Raw genomic sequence first — 17162 nt, forward strand, 5'->3', positions numbered from 1 at the left:
GCAGTTTCAGTCCCCAGACGCTTAATGACATTATGCCTTCAGGCATGCTGTCCACTTCGACACAGTCAGGTTCAGGATGGCCGGTCACGCTGACGGTCACAGGCTGTCCGGTCTCGCTCATCAGATTCAGCGTGGCGCGCCCCTTTCCTGGAAGAGACACAGGGCGGTCAAGCCTGAGTAGTTTTTTCTCAGGCTCTGCGGCAATGATCCGGCCACCGGTGGCGGTCACCGACCATGGCGATGACGGAGGCCATCGACGCGGCCACGCCGTCGACATGAACCGTAATGGCAGCAGGGTGATATTTGAGTGCGTTAAAAATGGCGATCCCTTCAAAAATGCTGCCACCCGGCGAATTGATATGAAGGTTGATGTGTTTAATCTCGCCGAGTGCCTGGAGGTCGCTGATAAACTGTTTTGCCGACACCCCCTGAAAACCGATTTCGTCATAGATATAAATTTCTGCCTCAGCTTCGTCCCGTGCGGCCATCCAGAACCAGGATTCAGTCTTCTTCACCTGTGTCGCCTGACGCTGGCTGATCTGCTTTACTTTCTCGGTCACTGCTGACTCCTTTGTCGTTTGCCGGGTCAGTGTCAAACACCAGCCCCTCTTTCTGGTTTTCATCGACTTCCGCTTTGCGGCGACGTTTAACCTCATCAGGGTTGCGCCCGCATGCCCGTGCCCAGTCGGATTCGGTTGCCGCCCCACCCCGTATCTGAATTTTCCAGGCTGTCGCCTCTTTCACAGGGTCGATCCAGGGCATACCGGGTCCCGAGTAAATGGCGTCATACAGTGTGGAAAGCGCGATGTCGGCGGGTGGCTTAATCACGCCCGCCGCAAGCGCCTGCTTCAGCCATGCGCGATAAACCGGCCGGGTGACAGCAGCAATAAAACAGTCCTGCAGAATGAGATATCCGTCCGTAGACTCCACCAGCTCCTGCCGCTGCGCGCTGTATGTGCCGTTGTAATTGCGGGCTGTGCTCGAAAAGCTCAGACGTGTACCGGCAGCCACGGCACGTAGCTGCCTGTTCCGGAATGATTCAAGGTTGGTGTTGGGCCGGTCTGACTTGATCATGCCAATCTCTTCACCCTGCCGGAGATCGTCATACAACATGCCCGGCTGAATAGTCAGTTCACGCTCACTGCTGCCACTCAGGCTTTCTGAATAGTCCTGCCCGTCACCTTTTTTGATGTACATCCCCAGCGCAGCGGCGATGCGCGCGGCCACCATTTCGCTTTCTTCATAATCTTTCAGTGCGCTCAGGCGGATCATCACACCGGACAGGATGGTAATGCCCCTCACCTGGTGCAGACGCCGTGCAAATTTAAGATGCAGCATGGCGTCAGAAGACACCTCTTTGGTATCAGAGAGCAAACCGCTGACGGGGAGATTTTTATAGACCTGATACTTAAGCGGCTTACCCCACTCGTTCAGCCAGACGCCCTGGATGAGCCCGGCGGCAGGATCAGAGTTCATGGTCACGAAATCTGGCTCAAGTGCTTCAAGCCAGAAAGGTACGCCGCCATCTGCCCTGAGTCCGGCACCATGGCCGCTCACCAGCTGAGCAAAAACCTCTCCGTCTCTGAGCCAGGTGCGCAGCATCAGACGCTCCAGTACTGGCCGGGAAAACTCGCCGGTGACATCAGGCCGCAGTGACCATTCACCCCATTTTTTGCGTATGGTTTTCACCAACTCCGTGGCCACACGGCCGTCTTTCAGCAGCGGATGCGGGTCAACGATGATGCCTTTTGCGCCGATAACACGCTCTTCCAGCTTGTCCAGTATGCCAATCACCAGGTCATGATTCGCATCCAGCGCCCTGGCCTGCTGACGAAGGGAAACGGCCCCGGCCTGACTGAGCTGGTTGGCTGAGCGTGTTTCGCGTCTGGCCTTATGTGTGCGTGTGGGAAGCGCGGCTTCGTAGGCGCGGATCTGCATGCGGGCACGCAGCCTGGCAGCCTTCCACGACGGCGAAAAAACACCGATTGCATTATCCAGGAATGACATCAGAACCTCGCTAAACGATATCCCGTCTGACCACAGTGTTTTTTAAGGTATCCGGCCAGGCGGCGCTTCCACTCCTGCCGTCCCTTTCGAATGTCTGCCAGATTCTCCATCGTCATGGACTGCCCGTTCAGCATGATGGTTTTGCCGCTCAGTACGGCAACCTCTGCCTCGGTGTAATAGCGGATCATGGCTTCCACATCGCTCTGGTTCATATCCAGCCTCCGTTTGTCATCCAGGGATTGTTGGTCATGTCGGGAGTCGGGCCTGATGAGGATTTGCGGGTACGGGCTTTCAGTGGCGGAGACGCACTTTCCAGAGCGTTGTCTGTATCACTGTCTTCAAGCCAGGTTTCCCGACGAGCCCATGAAGGTGCATCGGGCCATTTGACTTTTTCGTAGCCATGCAGAATGACCAGCGCATCGGCATAGACGAGCAGGTCAAACCCTTCATTGGCTCCGCGCCCCGGTTTACGCCACCGGCCTTCTGGCGAACGCTCTTCATAGGTGAGCTCTTCATAAAACCAGCTCCCGATCCAGGCCGGAAAATGAACGTAATTGGGCCCCGGAGCTTCACGCCACAGCGCGTTATTCACCCGGTCCTTGAGCGCATCGGTCTGGAGCAGATAAAGCGGAACATCCCCCGCGGCCTTTGCCCGGCGCGCTGAGCGTCCCGTGTTGTCAGGCCATGTCCGGGTGATCAGCTTTTCACGCTTATGGCTGTCGCCCTTGAAAAGATAAACACGCTTTCCTTCCCCCTCCCGACGGCATTTTCGCCAGAAGCGATAGGCGTTGTCGGTCACACCGTCCTCGCCTCCTGAATCTACAGCCATCGCCATGAGCGACATTCGTTTTGACGGATCACTGGCCAGCGCCCAGGTTTTGTACAGCACGTCCGAGAGAAGCAGATCCCAGTCCTCAGGGTAACTGCCGGGATTGAGAGGGCGGCTTTCGCCAAGGTCATCGCTGCGCAACGAATGACGGATGTTGTACCGGTCAACGACCCATCGTTCTCCCATCGCACCGTAACCGGTTATCTGCACTACGAAACGACGATGCCGGCCGCCCTGCACATCAACAGTCGCAACAAGAAACCTCACCCCGTCTGCAACCGTTCGCTCGGGAATATCCTCTGCCCGGCTCTCCAGATGTTCTCCTTTGCGTTGTTCAAGGGCGGTCTGGGGAAAATAAGGCCTGCCGAAATCAGTATTGAAGACGGCTTTAAGGGTCTCTTCACTGCCTGTTGCCTGATACTCCTGTTCGGCAGTGAGATATTTATAAATCAGCTGAGTCCATGTCTGATATGCCGCCGCCGGTCCCTCCATCCAGAAAGAGGCAATCCGAGACTGGCGTGCTTTCCCGCTGAGTTGCCCCTCACAATCAATGCGCTGCCCGTCACGCACCCATACGCCGCGGCTATTCAGGACACGCTTCATATCGGGCTCAATCATTTCAGAGCAGGCGGGACACTGCAGCCTTGCAGCCTCACTGGCCAGTACCGGATCGGTATAGCCGCGATAGCCTGTCATATTGGCTATTTCCGGCTGAAAATATTCCCCACAATGCGGGCACGGCCAGTACCACCGGCGGCGATCGCCCCGGTTATATAACGAGAGGATCCCAGTTGCTGGCGGTGCTTCATGTGGCGTCGAAGCCTTCCATTTTGTATCGCAAATATCCCGGCCCGGGGAGCTCTCCACCAGCGTCATGCCAGCTGACATAAAGGTGGTGGTGCGTTTGGACGCCAAGGAAAAACCATCCCCCTCTCCGTCTATATCATCGGGCCAGCGGTCATAGTCAGTGAGTGCAACATATCGATAATCGGATGAGGACATGATATTGACGGATGGCCAGCCAATTTTCAGGTAGTTGCCGGCGCGAAAAGTCCGGTCATGCACATTATTATCGCTGGCGCGTGGGCTGAGACGGCTATAAAGCTCAGGGCTGCAGCGAAAAGTGCGTTCAAGGCGTTTCTTTGAATGTTCGCGCGCCTTTTCTTCAGTCATCTGTATCAGCAGGAAATCAGCCGGGTCGCAGACTACAGAATAGGTTATCCAGCCATCAATCAGACCCAGCGTTTTACTCGTCCGCGCGGGGCCGACAAAAACCACCGCGTCAAAATTGCGCGACGTCAGGCAGTTCATGGGTTCAACAATATAGGGGGTCAGCGTCGCATCCCAGGGGAGTGAACTGCCGCCACCCAAAGGCACGCGCATGTAACGTTTAACCGCATCAGCTACCGGCATTCGATGCGGAGCCTTGAAGAGTTCGGATACGTCTTGACGTATCTCAGCAGCTGAGGCGTATGTCATGGCTCACTCTCTTCGATAATATCTGCACTGCGGATCTCCGCAGCCAGTGATTCCCGAATTTCATCAACAATGCTTTGTGCTTCTGAAATCTGATGGGGAGACCACCCACGATCGCGCTCCAGCCTGTCGGGCCATGTATCCAGTACCTGTAAAACAGACTTCGCCATCATGGCCATCTCGCGATGTACTTCGTTAGCAGGTACGAGCTGGCTGAGCGCAGCTTCAAGCTTTACGCGCTCATTCTCAGACTGAAACCAGTCCTTACGGGATTTAGGATCCATGCGAGAAGGATCATGAAGTGTTTCAGTTGTGGCGGTTTCATCAGGGGTAAAGAGAACAGGACCGATGTCCTTAAGGGCATAGACCGGATTTCCACGAATGTTTCCGGCGGATGCAATCTGCGCGTTCATGATTTTCTTTCTGACTGTCTTGCGATCTATGCCGAACGCTTCAGCAATTTTCGCAATACTCCAGTTATAGGCATCCCCGATTCTGCTGATGTCTGACATTCCTCACCTCAACACACCAGCTCAGTTACGGATTTCCTTTTTAATATCATGTAATTAACCGCTATCCACCTGTCACTGCTTTTGGCGAAATGGACACCTCAAAACCTGATTTAGTTCGTATATTCAATTAGTTACGACACGTGGTGGTGTCCCTATGAAAATCGCAAAACTAGCCGTTTTCTGCGGGGCCGCCGCCTCGTGGACAGGGCACCCCGCCGGGGAGGACCCGCAGATTCATAGCCTGCCGGGGAGATCATGTTTTCTTTTTTCCGTGACTTTTAATTGCCCAGGCTTTCGCCACGTTCAGACATTCATCGAACATCCTGTTCTTTCCACAGCATGAGCCAGCACGTTGATAAAACTTCAGCGGCTCACGCGCGCTGATGTGTGCGACGTCAGAGCTGAAGCCCTGTTGAGTGAGTTCTGAGATGATGTGTTTCTCCAGAAACTGAACCGGTGTCAGATTCATGATGGCCTCTCCTCAGAGAACTCCCCAAGGTCTGGAATCGTCATCTGTGTAAGACTTAGCGCCAGACGCGTTGCCTCTTTCACGCGTTTGATATCGCGCTTACGCTGGGCCATGAGTCCGCTGCCGCGCTGACCCCGTAAGACAAAGGATTTCTGATCAAAGCCTGCAATCGCATCGTGAAGTTTCTGACCTGTAAGGCTGGCCAGTTCGGTGACCGGCAGCTGGCCCAGTTCGATACCTGATTCCTTTTCTGCCAGATTCAGCAGCCAGATACGCAAATCCTTAGCGACTTTCGTACGAGACACCATGCCAATCAGATGTGCACCACGTGGGGAGAATAGGCGGAGTTGGGATTGCAAAATGCCGTAAGTATTTGATTTGTCCGAGACCGTCACTTTGGTCGTCATGCTTTCGGTGAATTCATCCTTATGACGCTGATAAATTTTATTAACATGCTTCGGATCGTTATATCCAAGAAGTTCAGCAATGTGCTCTGTGGTAAACCAGACTTTTCCATCGCAATTGTCAAACGGGACAATCGCATGCTCCTTAAAGATCAGTTGAGTGTTCATATCGGAATAACCTTTTAGTGGTGAACCTTGTCTCACAGGATTACGGCCCTCAGAAGGCATCCGACAGCCAGCCGAATTCCTCAAGGGTCACCCTGAAAGGTTCTGAGTGATGATGCGCGTGAGATGCGCCCGCTTTTTAGCAAATAAAAAAGCCCCGCTATTGCGAGGCCTGGTTTTCTTCAATCTTCCGAATAGCTGCTTTATCCAGATTGCAGTTCTCAATGACGGTAAGAAGCTTTTCATTCAGCTCAAGGCTGTCACCGTAAGTCATATGCTCAGGGATATCGGGGACGTCACAGTCCACCAGCAATTCCAGCGGGACCGGGATCGCGGGATCGCGTACGAATTCTTTCTCTATGCGCACGCAGCTGGTCAGCAACCCCGGCAGGCACAGGATGGTGAGCACAGTCGTCTTCATGCATCTCTCTCCTGATACGGGCAATGCGCTTCTCGCTTTCGGCAACATTACTTCGCCTGTCTTCATGGGTGATCCGGGCTATATCCTGAAACAGTGTGACTGCTGCCAGTGTGTTTCTGAGCACAGACTGAGATTTCAGCTGTTCTTTTCGGGCGTCACGCTCAGCCTTTTGAGCCTGGAGCATTTCATTATGGAAATGGTCGGCAGCCCAACTAAGTATGAGAATGACAATAATCAGAACGCTGAAAATGTATCTGCGCACCTCACCACCATTTAATGACAGCTATAACCCGGGCGATGCCATATAAAAGTAAAGTCAATGCAATGACACGTATGGCCCATGCAGTAGCTCGACTAATTTCAGGTGTAATCGGGGATTCCAGTTCGAGTCCACTTTTCATAGTTAACCTCAACAAAATTCGTTTATAGTTCACCTATGTTCCTCGTTAGTTCTGTAACGCTGGAAAGCAGAAGCCCCGGAGTGCGGCTAACACCCCGGGGCTTCGTTATATTTAGATTTTGTGAAAGTATTTACATCATGATGGCCCACTCGCTATCAGGCTCCATCCCTTCCTTCTTTCTTCACCATCGAACGGCGTTAATCAGCCTTAATTAGCTCGTCACCAGGAAAACTATCCAGATTAAAAGAAGCCTCAGATTACTCATGTGCCAGTTCCTCTGCTCTTTTAAGGACGTCATCATCGTATGGCTGATATCCGTTTTCGTGAACAATAATGGCCCGGATGAGTTTTAACATCGTCATGCCGTCCATTAGATCAATATGATGGTGAGCAGGAATACCGGTTACGGTGGACACACCATCAATGTAAGCCTTCGTGTCATTTTCCTGAGGCGGTGCCCAGCGGTGAATGATGTCCATGATGGTATTGAGGCCATGCTGGATCTGATAGTGTTTTAGAATGATCATTATTGCCCGTATGCCATATTCAGGGCTGACGAACTGGCAGAAATCTTTGTCTGTGTGCTGAGATTCAGGAACGAGACCCCGCCACTGATCACCCCACCGAATATTACCGGGATTATTGTTGCGTATGCCCCTGGCGTTACTGACTGTCATCTTTCACACCAATACGATTACCGATAAAACGCAGAACAAAAGCGCGCAGGGAATCAACGCCAATGAACCCCACTGCGCCGCCTATAGCTATGGTTGCTGTGCGTGGCCAGTCGAGATAACCCAGCCCGGAAGCAACGGTCAATGTCAGCGCACCGCAAAGCAGACCTTCCAGTACCATTCTTCTCCAGCCCCCTCCCGTGTATGCGATACGTAGTACCGCCATAAACATGGCCAGAAGCATGGCCCCTACTGGTGTTTCACCCCGCCACCAGCTTTGTAGCAGGTCGTTCAGGCAGGTCATTACCTGCGGATGCGTCTGCATTTTCATTCTCCGATACCTCTTAGCAGGGCCTGATATGAAAAAACCCCGCCGGGTTGGCAGGGTCTTGATGTGATGCATAGTAATTACATAAAGGTTTTAGGCTGAGTTATAGCAATGTCATGATTATGAAGACTGTCTCTATTCCCGGATTAGTGCTCTTACAGTTTCACACTGTACTTACCGTAAGGTTTGTCCGGATGATCAATGTCTATCAAGCCCTGCTGATGAAGATGCCGGAGTCTCTCTTCAATCGCCAGATCCTCTCCGGTATTACCTGTCGTTAAGTAAAACTGCTCCATAACTCTCACTATGATTTCAGGACCGAACTGCCATTGTTCGGAACAGGTTGAGAGGATATATCTAAAACATGCCTCCTCATCGACTGAAAGTTCGAATTTGTAATCCATGCCTTCACCTCCATTCGCTTAAAAATCAGTAACCAGGCCAGTAACCTTGTGATAAACAGATCTCATACCACCTTTGACATCGCGATTTTCCGGCCTCAAAGTGATGAGCCCATTGATAATTTTGCATGCATTCTACGTATTTATGCCGACACTTAGTCAGATTGTTGACACCAGAGGAGTTTTCAGAGGCAGAATTCATGTTTTTTCCACAATGAGGATATTCATCATTAACTGGAAGTACTATTTCCTCACCGTCAAATGTCACTTTTTGTGAGGAAAATTGAGCCAGCGCTGATGATGACTCGCAACCGGTGATCAGCAACATCATCACGGCTAACGCACATTTCACTTCGGCTCTCACAGCTGTAACTCCTCACGCTACCGATATATAAACATCCTCCCTCACACAGAGGTAGAGATCGGAGGAGATCTTAAAAATAAAATGGAGCGTTTGCCTGTTGTGGGATGCAAGGGAATGTAACTGCTGATTCATTTCTTTGTTTCACAACGGAATTCAGTATGGTGCTGCAAACTACAACGTTCCTTTATTTGCTCGATTACATCTTGCAATCTGTTTAGAAGACTCGCCTCCTTCTCTCCTGCCTGACCGAAATCAGCAAAAGAAAAATCTGCATTAGCAGGGGGATAAGGCATAACGTATTGAATTGCCTCGACAAGGTTGCATGATTTTTATCACGCAAGTAAAAAAGCGGTGACTAAAGCAAACGGGATAAACAATGCACCTTTATCACGGCACCTCCTTAAGTGCCTCTCAGAGCATTAATCGTTCAGGAAAAATATTTCATGAGATTGAGCGCACATATGATGTGGCGAGCACTGTGCCGACCACCGATGGATTCGTTTACCTGACGAGTAATATTGGTTATGCAATCTACATGGCCAACAAGGAAGCCTATTTCAAAAAAGATGAACACATCTCGGTTTTTGAGATTGAGCTGCGTGAAGAGGAACTCTTGCCAGATTTTGATGAGCTTTATTATGTACATAATATAACCCGAGAGGATTCAATTCATTACACATATTTAGACTCACTCAAGAAGTCACAATGTTGCTGTATCTCTCGCAGTCTTACGTTATTTGATGACGTAAAAAAGCAGTTAGATCTGCCTTCAAACATGACTCGCTCCGACCCTTTGTATGCCTTAACTGATAAGTTGATCATGTTAAGAAATCCTGATGACCATCTTATCGCGTTGGAACTGCTTAAAGGACAGGATTGGAAGTTGTTCGACATATCCACTGAGCACTCTCGCCAATCAGATTAAGCAACATCAAGAGAATCATGCATCAAAAAAAGAGTTAGCTTTGTCCCACTGACCTGATTACCCAGTTATGACAGAATACTTAGACTTTTACGTACGTAAAGTGGTTTCACTTGAATATGAGCATGACATACGTTGCACACACCGGTCCATATCAAGTGACGTATCGAGCATGACTAGCATTCCCTCAATGATGCCTTCAGCCCTCTGTAGCCTTTTCCCAATGTGTCCATCTGAACAGTGATGCTTCCTTGCTAGTGTCATGAAGGTATGACCAATAACGTAGTAGTCCACCAGCAGATCGTGCAGGTCAGTGTTGTTTAGGTAAAGTCTCGCCACACAATGGCTGATAATAAGACCATCTTCATCGCAGCATTGAGGGCGCGACCTTACCTTGACAGGGAAAAGTCCTTTAAAACCTGCCGCAACGGCATGCCATGTGATTTGTTCAGGGTGGCAAGCCGCCCATGCCCCCCAGCGTTCAAGTATTTGTTGAATATCACGCAAAATAGACTCCTGATACAGCCCGAACTATGACTGTAATTTACTAGATTTTACTCCTATAGCTTACCTGAAAAGACAATATCCTTTCTTGTGCTTCGCCACTCTCGTCTCAGGAGCCCTGCAGAGCTTATGACTTCTACTGGCTGAAAACCCGACAGCCAGTAAAAAATTAAAATCAGATTACTGGAATTATTTAATTTAAGAACACCGAATGATTCATAAAACACATCAAAAAAATGCCTTAATGAAGACCAATCAATTTTAATACTTACCCCCTTGAGCAGGACGTTTGAAAATGATAGGTTAATAAAAAGTAAAATTCCGAATTCAGACACGATCTTATGGCATTTAAAGTGACAGATTAGCACTTTCAACAAACCTCACCCGGAGAACTGACATTGAACAGTTACGGACTTATATTTATTCCACTAATTGTCACTGCCATTATTGTGATACTTTCATTTTTAATATTTAACTTGAAACTTTATTTTTCATTAGGTTTCCGCCCATTGATTGTCACTTGCCTTTTCCTTACTACGTACGGCGGTCTATCTTATGCCCTTTCAAACGAAAAAATAATCGTTTATTTTTTTGCAACTATAATTACTCTAATCGCAGCAATTGCTCCAAGATGTTATTCCCTGGTAGAGAGTTATCGACAGTATCAGTATATAATAGCTAATCCCAAAATTATTACTTATAGAATGTCTTTCATACGTAGAACCTTAGATATCCTTCCAGATCTAGTAGTTATTCTTCTTATTTTCTCTCTCGCATCCGATGCCCAACAGGAACTTAGATTAAACACTTTATGCATAACCCTTTTCTATATCGCATCTATAATTTATATATTAATAGTCGCTGCTTACATCGCAATAACGGATAAAATCAACCTTAAACTGCACCAATAAAACTTAAATCATCATTACAAACCATTAGGAGGTTTTATTAACATGGAAAATCTGATTCAAAGCATCATAAAATTTGACACATTGATTAGCGCCACCGTTGCAATATTTATTATATTAGGAATAGGCTATATTTTTTACTCGAGAAGTGGTTCCACTTACAGCTTATATTATCGACTATGGTCTCTATTTGTTGGCGAAAAGGTTTTTTATGATAATAACCTTGAGAAATACATGCAGGAACGAAAAGACCTTGACAAATTCAACGCGGTATTTAATACAGAGGCAAAAACAAAAGTCGACCTTTTAAGGTTTCACAGAAGAATAGAAAAGTATGGCATTGACATAAAAAGAATATCCGAATCAAAAGGTAATTTTGATTTCCACACGTTAAAAATGAGAAAGCCCTCACTGACAGGGAGTTTCATGACTCTCTTTTTTTCTATCGGTGTTTTTCTTTTCAGTATTGTTATCATTGCAGTCGGTGTCAGTGATAAGGCCATACTAAAGTTTAATGACGGAGAACCATGGATTGCGATCAATCATAAAATGGCCAAACCTATATTTAATAAATATAAAATAACACCTGAAACATGCAAGAAGGAAAACTTTAATGCTGTGAATATTCATGAAAAAACGGAACTATCAATAAATTCCATTCAAGCCATATGTCAATCATTTAATAGTAAAGACGATGCAAAAGCTATTGATAAATACATTTCAGGTCAAAAGGGCTTGCCATGGATTGCAGTTCTTTTGTTAGTGGTTGCATTTCAGATATTTATTTTCTCAGTCAGACGTTTTTGCGCCAGAGATTGCAGGGGTTATCTCAAAAGGAAATACATGCAACCTGTACAAACTACTCTTCCTTTGAAATAGGTGTGAAGTCAGTTGCTGAATACCCGTTTGAATTAAGCCTGACCAAGCTTCCAGCCTGGTAACAGGAGATATTTCAGTCAAATATATAACCAACTCAACACAGGCAGATATTTATTTTAACCGCTCATCGGGTGCTTTCCATATCAATAGGCGTTGCAGCGCCGTTTCACCCTGCAAAAACTCTCTTGCGGCATTAAGTCTTTCTCTTAGTTTTTCCTGCAGAACCGGGTCATAGTTTTCTATGTCCCTCTCTGCCTCCCTGAAGAATTGTTCAATGCGCATATCTTCTGTCCACTTAGCCATTATGGTCTGCAGTTCATTCACGCTGGCTTTACGCGCCTCTTCCCGCTTCCGGATAATCTCCCGTTTTTTATACTCAATCATCTGCAGTTCAGTTCGCAGGCGCTGGTCTTCAGCACGCTCTTTCTGCACCTGGATTTCTTTTTTCAACACTGGCAGCGCGGATTTTGCCGCTTTGATAATCGTCGATATCTGGCTTATCAGTCCGCAGGTTTTGGTTTGAATGAAAACCTGATGCCATCCCTCCGGCTCATAGGGTGAGTAAAGCTGTAACCGGAAACGTCCACAGGGGATATGCCGCCGGCTGTAGTAACCCAGGTCAGCTGAGTTTTTACCGCGGGACCAGTTAATCATTTTTTCGTCACGCACATAACGCCCTTTTACCTGTTTGGTCGGTACCTCTTCCGTCATCTCCACCAGCGAAAACCCAACGCTTACTCCTTCTGCGCTAATGATGCTTGGACCGGAGGGCTTCCACAGCGATGGATACAAATAATCGCGTCTTCCATCCTCACTGACCGTGATGTCTCTTCTTCGAAGGCCTTCTCCCATTTCAGCCAGCCTTACCCGAAATCCATTTTTTTCCGCAGCAGCCAGAAATTTCAGCAGAAAAGCCTCGGCATCAGAAAGCCCCGTGTCCGATACATTCACATCCATCAGTTTGCGTTTAGTTGGCTTGAAGTACCCCAGCTCGGTGATTTGTGATTTAAGCAAAATCTCCTTAGTAGCTGAAAACAACTGCGCCCCCGAGATGGAACGAGTAGGTGATTTATGCCTACCACTTGGAGCAGGCTGTGAACCAGAAGGTAATGTTTGCACGGCCTGTACTTCAGTAGCTGGCGGTACATCAGGAGATTTGGAAGGATTGATACTTGCCTTAACTTTGTATGGGGGCAATGAAGGAATGGACGGAGCAATACCTTTCGCTACCGCACGCCAGTAGCCCTCTAATGGCCTGGGGATCTGGAGCTCGACGCATCTGGCAATAAGCGTTTGCTCGCTGATTTTAAAAGTCATGGCAATTTCACCCGCTGGTTTAGACCAAACCAACTCATACAAAGATTGTCTGTTGCCCGGAAGCTCCATAGCGTGCCACTCCTCACCCTAATGATTCGACATTGTATAATAAGTTCATCTCCTTTGATTAACGGTTCAGTATTCTCACCCAAATTAATTGACAACGTCAGTCAACTTGAACAGTACTTTCCTCCACCAATAAATATCTCATTAACCTAAATTTATAACTATTGGAAAACAGAACTAATGATATAAGTTGACTTAATAAGAGGGCCCTACTTAAACAAACTTATTATCACCTAGATAAAGAAACACCAATTGATGAAATGACGCATCTCAGTTAAAACCAATAATTAAAATTTCCAAAAAGCCAAATATAATAATTAATAAAAGCCACATTTTCGTAGAATAAAAATTCTAATTTACAAAGCATATTACGCTCGATACATATCATCTATAACAATACATAGCAGTAAATGGATGATCACAAAAAAATCATTGAAAGAAGGACAACTTACCCTTGGGTTTCATAAACCCAAGGGCATTGAAAAGAACACTAATTAGGCACCGTTTCAAATCAGGATAAATAAATTGCATAGCCATTATCTTTTATGAATTGAGCTTTATCTTTATCTAATACCTCACTCAGTTCCTCACTTATCAATAATTTAAGTCTATTTGGATTATCCTTCTCAAAATAATCTATTTTCTTGTTAATAACTGCCATTAAAATAGATTGGTAAGGAGACATGTTCTTTATTTTATTACAACCCGTCTCCTCAATGACTAATTTTAGATTCTTTAAATCAATATTTAGCTTTACTATACATTCATAAACATTTTCAGCCAGTCTCTTTTTGTCACTAGGTAGACTTTCATCCTCCCATTTAGACTCGATCAACTCTACTATTTTACCTAATTTCTTGAAACGTTTGTCCTCCTTATTAATTATCTCATTAGAGGATAATGAATCAGCACTTGATATTGAAAGCTCAACATTCTCCAATATAGCTTTGACTTGATATGCAACACGATGTTTGGACCAAGAAATATTTTCACTTTTGTAAACAAGATCGTGTGTTGACAACGACCAAGCATGCTGTAGGTAAGTCTTTATCTGAACTTCGAATACTAATCCATCTAGCGGTTCTGCTGAAGGGGATAAAAACTTCCCTTTATCAAACTTTAAGTACAACCTCAGGTCATCGAATACAAAATGCTCTGGGGAATATGTTGCAAATGATTTGTCGCTTGGTTTTTTGGTAACCAAAACGAATTTCTCGCGTAGCATTTCTTCTACCATTCCGATCTCTGCATGAGTGGGAACGACAATCATCCCTCCGAAAAAATCATCAAATATAGAAGTTGGAGTGAATCGACCAGTTTCGAACTTCAAAGCAAAACTTTCGAGTTCTTTAACCCGGCTTTCATAATGCCACTTTGCTTTTCTTACACTTTCAATCCATTCCCCCACAGAATCATGTAAAATTTTGTATACATCAACTCTTGATGAATAAATTTCCTTTATTGACAATGGAATTTTCATATTAATCTTCCATGAATTTAACCAAAGCGTCCAACCTATTAGCTCGTTGCTGATATTCAGTATTTGCACCGACCAGATTGTTTCTGAAAGCAACTACGTTTGAGTCTGTAGAGCCGGAAGTAACAGCCTCCAAAAACTCTTTCAACTTAATTGCCGTGGATTCATAAGGAAATGATTTACTTACAATAAGATCTATTTTAGTTAGGCTTAAGTAATTAAAAATAGTGTATAAGACATTTAGCTTCGAGTGTTCTCTAATTATATTATTTACTTCGTTGATGCTTTTCATAACTGAAAAAACCTCAACAAATTTGGATTCAAATTCCTCAGGCTCGAAATCAAAATAATCATCTTCAGGATTATCGTATTTAGCATAGACTTCATCGAGATCATCCTGATCAAAGCCGCAGACGTCATTTTTAAGCAGCGATAACGCAAGTTCAGATATAAACTGCACATCTTTCATTCGCTTTGCTCGACCAGCGGTAACTATTCCTAAGTTTTTTAACCAAGGTATTTCAGCCGTGCGCTCAACTAATTCTATAAACCATCCATCATATTTGGCATGCCTTAACTCTTGTCTCTCTAATCTTCTTGAATTTCTATTCAACCTATCAAAAATCTCATCAACTACAGTCTTATCAATGGTAGTAAGTAGATCAACTGGAATAACATAATCCCAAAATCCTTTTTTTAATTCAGCATCCTCAATCTGTTTCCAACGCTTGCCATTTAATCGTTCATCACCAATATCAAGACCAAGCGGTATTTTATTTTGAAAAAATTCAATGATAGTTTGTAGGCGTTGTTTTCCATCTACTACGTGATATGTTGCACGTCCTCTCTCATCTTGAGTTTTATGTAAGAATACTGCAGGGCAAGGGTATTTTTTAAAGATTGTATCAAGGAAATATTGCTTATCTTTTCTAGTCCAAACGCTGCGCCGCTGATACGGAGGATCGAGATCTATTTTTTCAGAATCGAATAAGTCCAAAAACCAAGTAATGTCTTGTGTAGTCGTTCTGCGTTCACTCATCATATTCAAATTTTCCTTTTTTACCTAATTGAATTAAATATCTTTCGCTTGGAAAAGGTAAAGACTTCACATCAGCTGCATTAATCTGTGTACTTCCTAAAAACCTCTTAAAATAATCACTTACAAGTTTAGACTCTAAATATAATTTCAACCCCATAGCCAGGTCAAATTCTAAATACGAATCTTTTAAGCCAGAAATGTAGTTTAGATGATTTTCAATTGCAATCTGTGTCTTACCATTAGAACTGCAGTCAATAATTTGCGCAGTTATAACATTTTTACTCTCTTTAAAAAACATACGATTCATCACAATGTGACATTGGTGATCTAAAAACTTAGATTTTGTCATTTCATTAACTTCAATATAATTTTTAATCCTGTCTGGACCAAAAACAAAAAAATCTCTCCCCAAATTTTCTTTGCAAAATAATAAACCATTATTTTCTTTTTCTGATCTTAGATGAGGTTTATTGCGGAAATCAACAACTTTCCCTGTGGATATTTTAAGCCCTAATTCATCTAATGATGATTTGAAAGATAGAATTTTATTTAAAACAATCTCATCAATCTCATTATGTGGTATATGTATAACATGCTGATTATCGTTCGGGAAAACGATAGAGTTGAAATCTCTGTTAACGATTGAGGCACTATCGAAGTCATCACCATAGCTAATAGTGGTTGGCATTTTGATAGAACAATCCTTTACCAACTTTATTATGATGGTTTCTTGTTGAACTCCATCAAAAGAAAAAACTTTTGTACGTGACTTAAAAAGATGTATAAATGATATTTTAAAATTACTAACTATCTTTTTCCTAAACGCATGAAATAAAGTACCACTACAGAAACTCCTAGGCACTATTGCAATCAGTTCTCCATTGTTATTGAGCAGGTCTAGTGCGCAAGACATCATTAACGAATATAAGTTAGGCGAGTATTCTACTCCATGACGCGCTAACTTTAGTGCATCAAAATCTTTCCGTGAAAACTTTTTATAAGGTGGATTCATCACTATTGTTGTGAATTTTTTATTTTCAGACTTAAACTTACAATAAAGGTCAAGAAAATCGCAGTTAAAAACATCATAACTTACTGATGTACCTTTTAATAAATGAGATAATAAAGAATCGCACTCTTTGAATAAATCATGATCAATTTCAACTGAAAATAATTTATTATTAAATGAATTCGTCTTTTTAGAAATAACTAAAGAAACAGCAGCACCTATATTACCCACACCGGCAGCAACATCAAGAATATCATAATTCACCTGTGATAAATCGATAAGATTATGAGAAATGAAGTTCGTCACATATCCTGGCGTGAAGTATTGCTCGTTAAGTTTTTGTCTTTTGTCACGCACGCTGACTGACGCTCTTAACCTAACATTATCGATTAGCTCAAACTCATTCATCCTGTTGTTATTACTCACAATTTCAAGTTGATTTTTTCGTATAGACAGTATACATCAAACTAATCATTTTAAGAAGATGTACGTTACACTTTATAAGCACCTATTATAAATCAATTAAATGATGGTGTAATTCCTAAAATTCACCAATAAACATACTTAATAAGTAGGATGCTTTTCTATAT

At 44.6% G+C, this 17162-nt stretch carries 18 protein-coding genes and 1 pseudogene; 3 read left to right on the forward strand and 16 right to left on the reverse strand.

Annotation, left to right across the window (positions count from 1 at the left end; genetic code table 11):
• Window positions 1–227 precede the first annotated feature (227 nt).
• The 8 genes and pseudogenes from AC6I8E_RS14010 to lysC all read right to left on the reverse strand — a co-directional run.
• A pseudogene (locus AC6I8E_RS14010) lies at window positions 228–488 on the reverse strand (Clp protease ClpP); the annotation flags it as partial.
• Between the two features lie 13 nt (window positions 489–501).
• Complete coding sequence (locus AC6I8E_RS14015; protein WP_497824115.1) at window positions 502–2007, reverse strand: phage portal protein; 1506 nt, start codon at window positions 2005–2007, stop codon at window positions 502–504.
• The gene (locus AC6I8E_RS14020) at window positions 2007–2219 is read right to left on the reverse strand and encodes a DUF6148 family protein (RefSeq protein ID WP_497824116.1); all 213 of its coding nucleotides are present in this window, start codon (window positions 2217–2219) and stop codon (window positions 2007–2009) included. Before AC6I8E_RS14020 ends, AC6I8E_RS14015 begins: the two co-directional genes overlap by 1 nt.
• Window positions 2216–4315: a phage terminase large subunit family protein gene (locus tag AC6I8E_RS14025; protein WP_497824117.1), complete on the reverse strand. Its 2100-nt coding sequence runs from the start codon at window positions 4313–4315 to the stop codon at window positions 2216–2218. Before AC6I8E_RS14025 ends, AC6I8E_RS14020 begins: the two co-directional genes overlap by 4 nt.
• Window positions 4312–4824, reverse strand: coding sequence for a DUF1441 family protein (locus AC6I8E_RS14030; RefSeq protein WP_497824118.1), 513 nt, complete (start codon window positions 4822–4824; stop codon window positions 4312–4314). The genes AC6I8E_RS14025 and AC6I8E_RS14030 overlap by 4 nt, the downstream gene beginning before the upstream one ends.
• Before the next feature lie 253 nt (window positions 4825–5077).
• Complete coding sequence (locus tag AC6I8E_RS14035) at window positions 5078–5293, reverse strand: hypothetical protein (RefSeq protein ID WP_497824119.1); 216 nt, start codon at window positions 5291–5293, stop codon at window positions 5078–5080.
• The gene (locus AC6I8E_RS14040; protein WP_497824120.1) at window positions 5290–5865 is read right to left on the reverse strand and encodes a BRO family protein; all 576 of its coding nucleotides are present in this window, start codon (window positions 5863–5865) and stop codon (window positions 5290–5292) included. The genes AC6I8E_RS14035 and AC6I8E_RS14040 overlap by 4 nt, the downstream gene beginning before the upstream one ends.
• A gap of 157 nt (window positions 5866–6022) precedes the next feature.
• Window positions 6023–6283 carry an Rz1-like lysis system protein LysC gene (gene lysC / locus AC6I8E_RS14045; RefSeq protein WP_497824121.1) on the reverse strand — a complete coding sequence of 87 codons (261 nt, stop codon included), beginning with the start codon at window positions 6281–6283 and terminating at the stop codon, window positions 6023–6025.
• Between lysC and AC6I8E_RS14050 the strand changes: the two genes are divergently transcribed.
• On the forward strand, window positions 6282–6560 hold the full coding sequence (locus AC6I8E_RS14050; protein WP_497824122.1) for a hypothetical protein: 279 nt from the start codon (window positions 6282–6284) through the stop codon (window positions 6558–6560). The two genes, lysC and AC6I8E_RS14050, sit on opposite strands and share 2 nt — an antisense overlap.
• Window positions 6561–6941: 381 nt before the next feature.
• Here AC6I8E_RS14050 and AC6I8E_RS14055 read toward each other — a convergent pair whose 3' ends face one another.
• The 3 genes from AC6I8E_RS14055 to AC6I8E_RS14065 all read right to left on the reverse strand — a co-directional run bounded on the left by AC6I8E_RS14055 (window position 6942) and on the right by AC6I8E_RS14065 (window position 8090).
• Entirely contained in the window at window positions 6942–7361 is a 420-nt protein-coding gene (locus AC6I8E_RS14055) for a structural protein (RefSeq protein WP_497824123.1), read from the reverse strand.
• Window positions 7348–7689, reverse strand: a complete 342-nt coding sequence (locus tag AC6I8E_RS14060; protein ID WP_497824124.1) for a phage holin, lambda family — start codon at window positions 7687–7689, stop codon at window positions 7348–7350. The genes AC6I8E_RS14055 and AC6I8E_RS14060 overlap by 14 nt, the downstream gene beginning before the upstream one ends.
• A 152-nt stretch (window positions 7690–7841) precedes the next feature.
• Window positions 7842–8090, reverse strand: a complete 249-nt coding sequence (locus AC6I8E_RS14065; RefSeq protein WP_497824125.1) for a hypothetical protein — start codon at window positions 8088–8090, stop codon at window positions 7842–7844.
• 737 nt (window positions 8091–8827) lie between these two features.
• On the opposite strand from AC6I8E_RS14065, the gene AC6I8E_RS14070 reads away from it, so the two are divergent.
• Complete coding sequence (locus AC6I8E_RS14070) at window positions 8828–9376, forward strand: hypothetical protein (protein ID WP_497824126.1); 549 nt, start codon at window positions 8828–8830, stop codon at window positions 9374–9376.
• A gap of 87 nt (window positions 9377–9463) precedes the next feature.
• Here the strand turns inward: AC6I8E_RS14070 and AC6I8E_RS14075 are convergent, their stop codons facing one another.
• Window positions 9464–9880, reverse strand: a complete 417-nt coding sequence (locus AC6I8E_RS14075) for an antiterminator Q family protein (RefSeq protein ID WP_497824127.1) — start codon at window positions 9878–9880, stop codon at window positions 9464–9466.
• A gap of 950 nt (window positions 9881–10830) precedes the next feature.
• Between AC6I8E_RS14075 and AC6I8E_RS14080 the strand changes: the two genes are divergently transcribed.
• Window positions 10831–11664: a DUF6216 family protein gene (locus AC6I8E_RS14080; RefSeq protein WP_497824128.1), complete on the forward strand. Its 834-nt coding sequence runs from the start codon at window positions 10831–10833 to the stop codon at window positions 11662–11664.
• Window positions 11665–11775: 111 nt separating this feature from the next.
• Here the strand turns inward: AC6I8E_RS14080 and AC6I8E_RS14085 are convergent, their stop codons facing one another.
• The 4 genes from AC6I8E_RS14085 to AC6I8E_RS14100 form a co-directional block, all read right to left on the reverse strand.
• On the reverse strand, window positions 11776–13050 hold the full coding sequence (locus AC6I8E_RS14085; protein ID WP_497824129.1) for a hypothetical protein: 1275 nt from the start codon (window positions 13048–13050) through the stop codon (window positions 11776–11778).
• A 508-nt stretch (window positions 13051–13558) separates the two neighbouring features.
• The gene (locus AC6I8E_RS14090) at window positions 13559–14527 is read right to left on the reverse strand and encodes a hypothetical protein (protein WP_497824130.1); all 969 of its coding nucleotides are present in this window, start codon (window positions 14525–14527) and stop codon (window positions 13559–13561) included.
• Between the two features lies 1 nt (window position 14528).
• Complete coding sequence (locus tag AC6I8E_RS14095; RefSeq protein WP_497824131.1) at window positions 14529–15566, reverse strand: DUF262 domain-containing protein; 1038 nt, start codon at window positions 15564–15566, stop codon at window positions 14529–14531.
• Window positions 15556–16980, reverse strand: coding sequence for an Eco57I restriction-modification methylase domain-containing protein (locus AC6I8E_RS14100; RefSeq protein WP_497824132.1), 1425 nt, complete (start codon window positions 16978–16980; stop codon window positions 15556–15558). Before AC6I8E_RS14100 ends, AC6I8E_RS14095 begins: the two co-directional genes overlap by 11 nt.
• Between the last annotated feature and the right edge of the window lie 182 nt (window positions 16981–17162).

The sequence above is a fragment of the Pantoea sp. X-Soil-YNGN-785 genome (genome assembly GCF_059730585.1).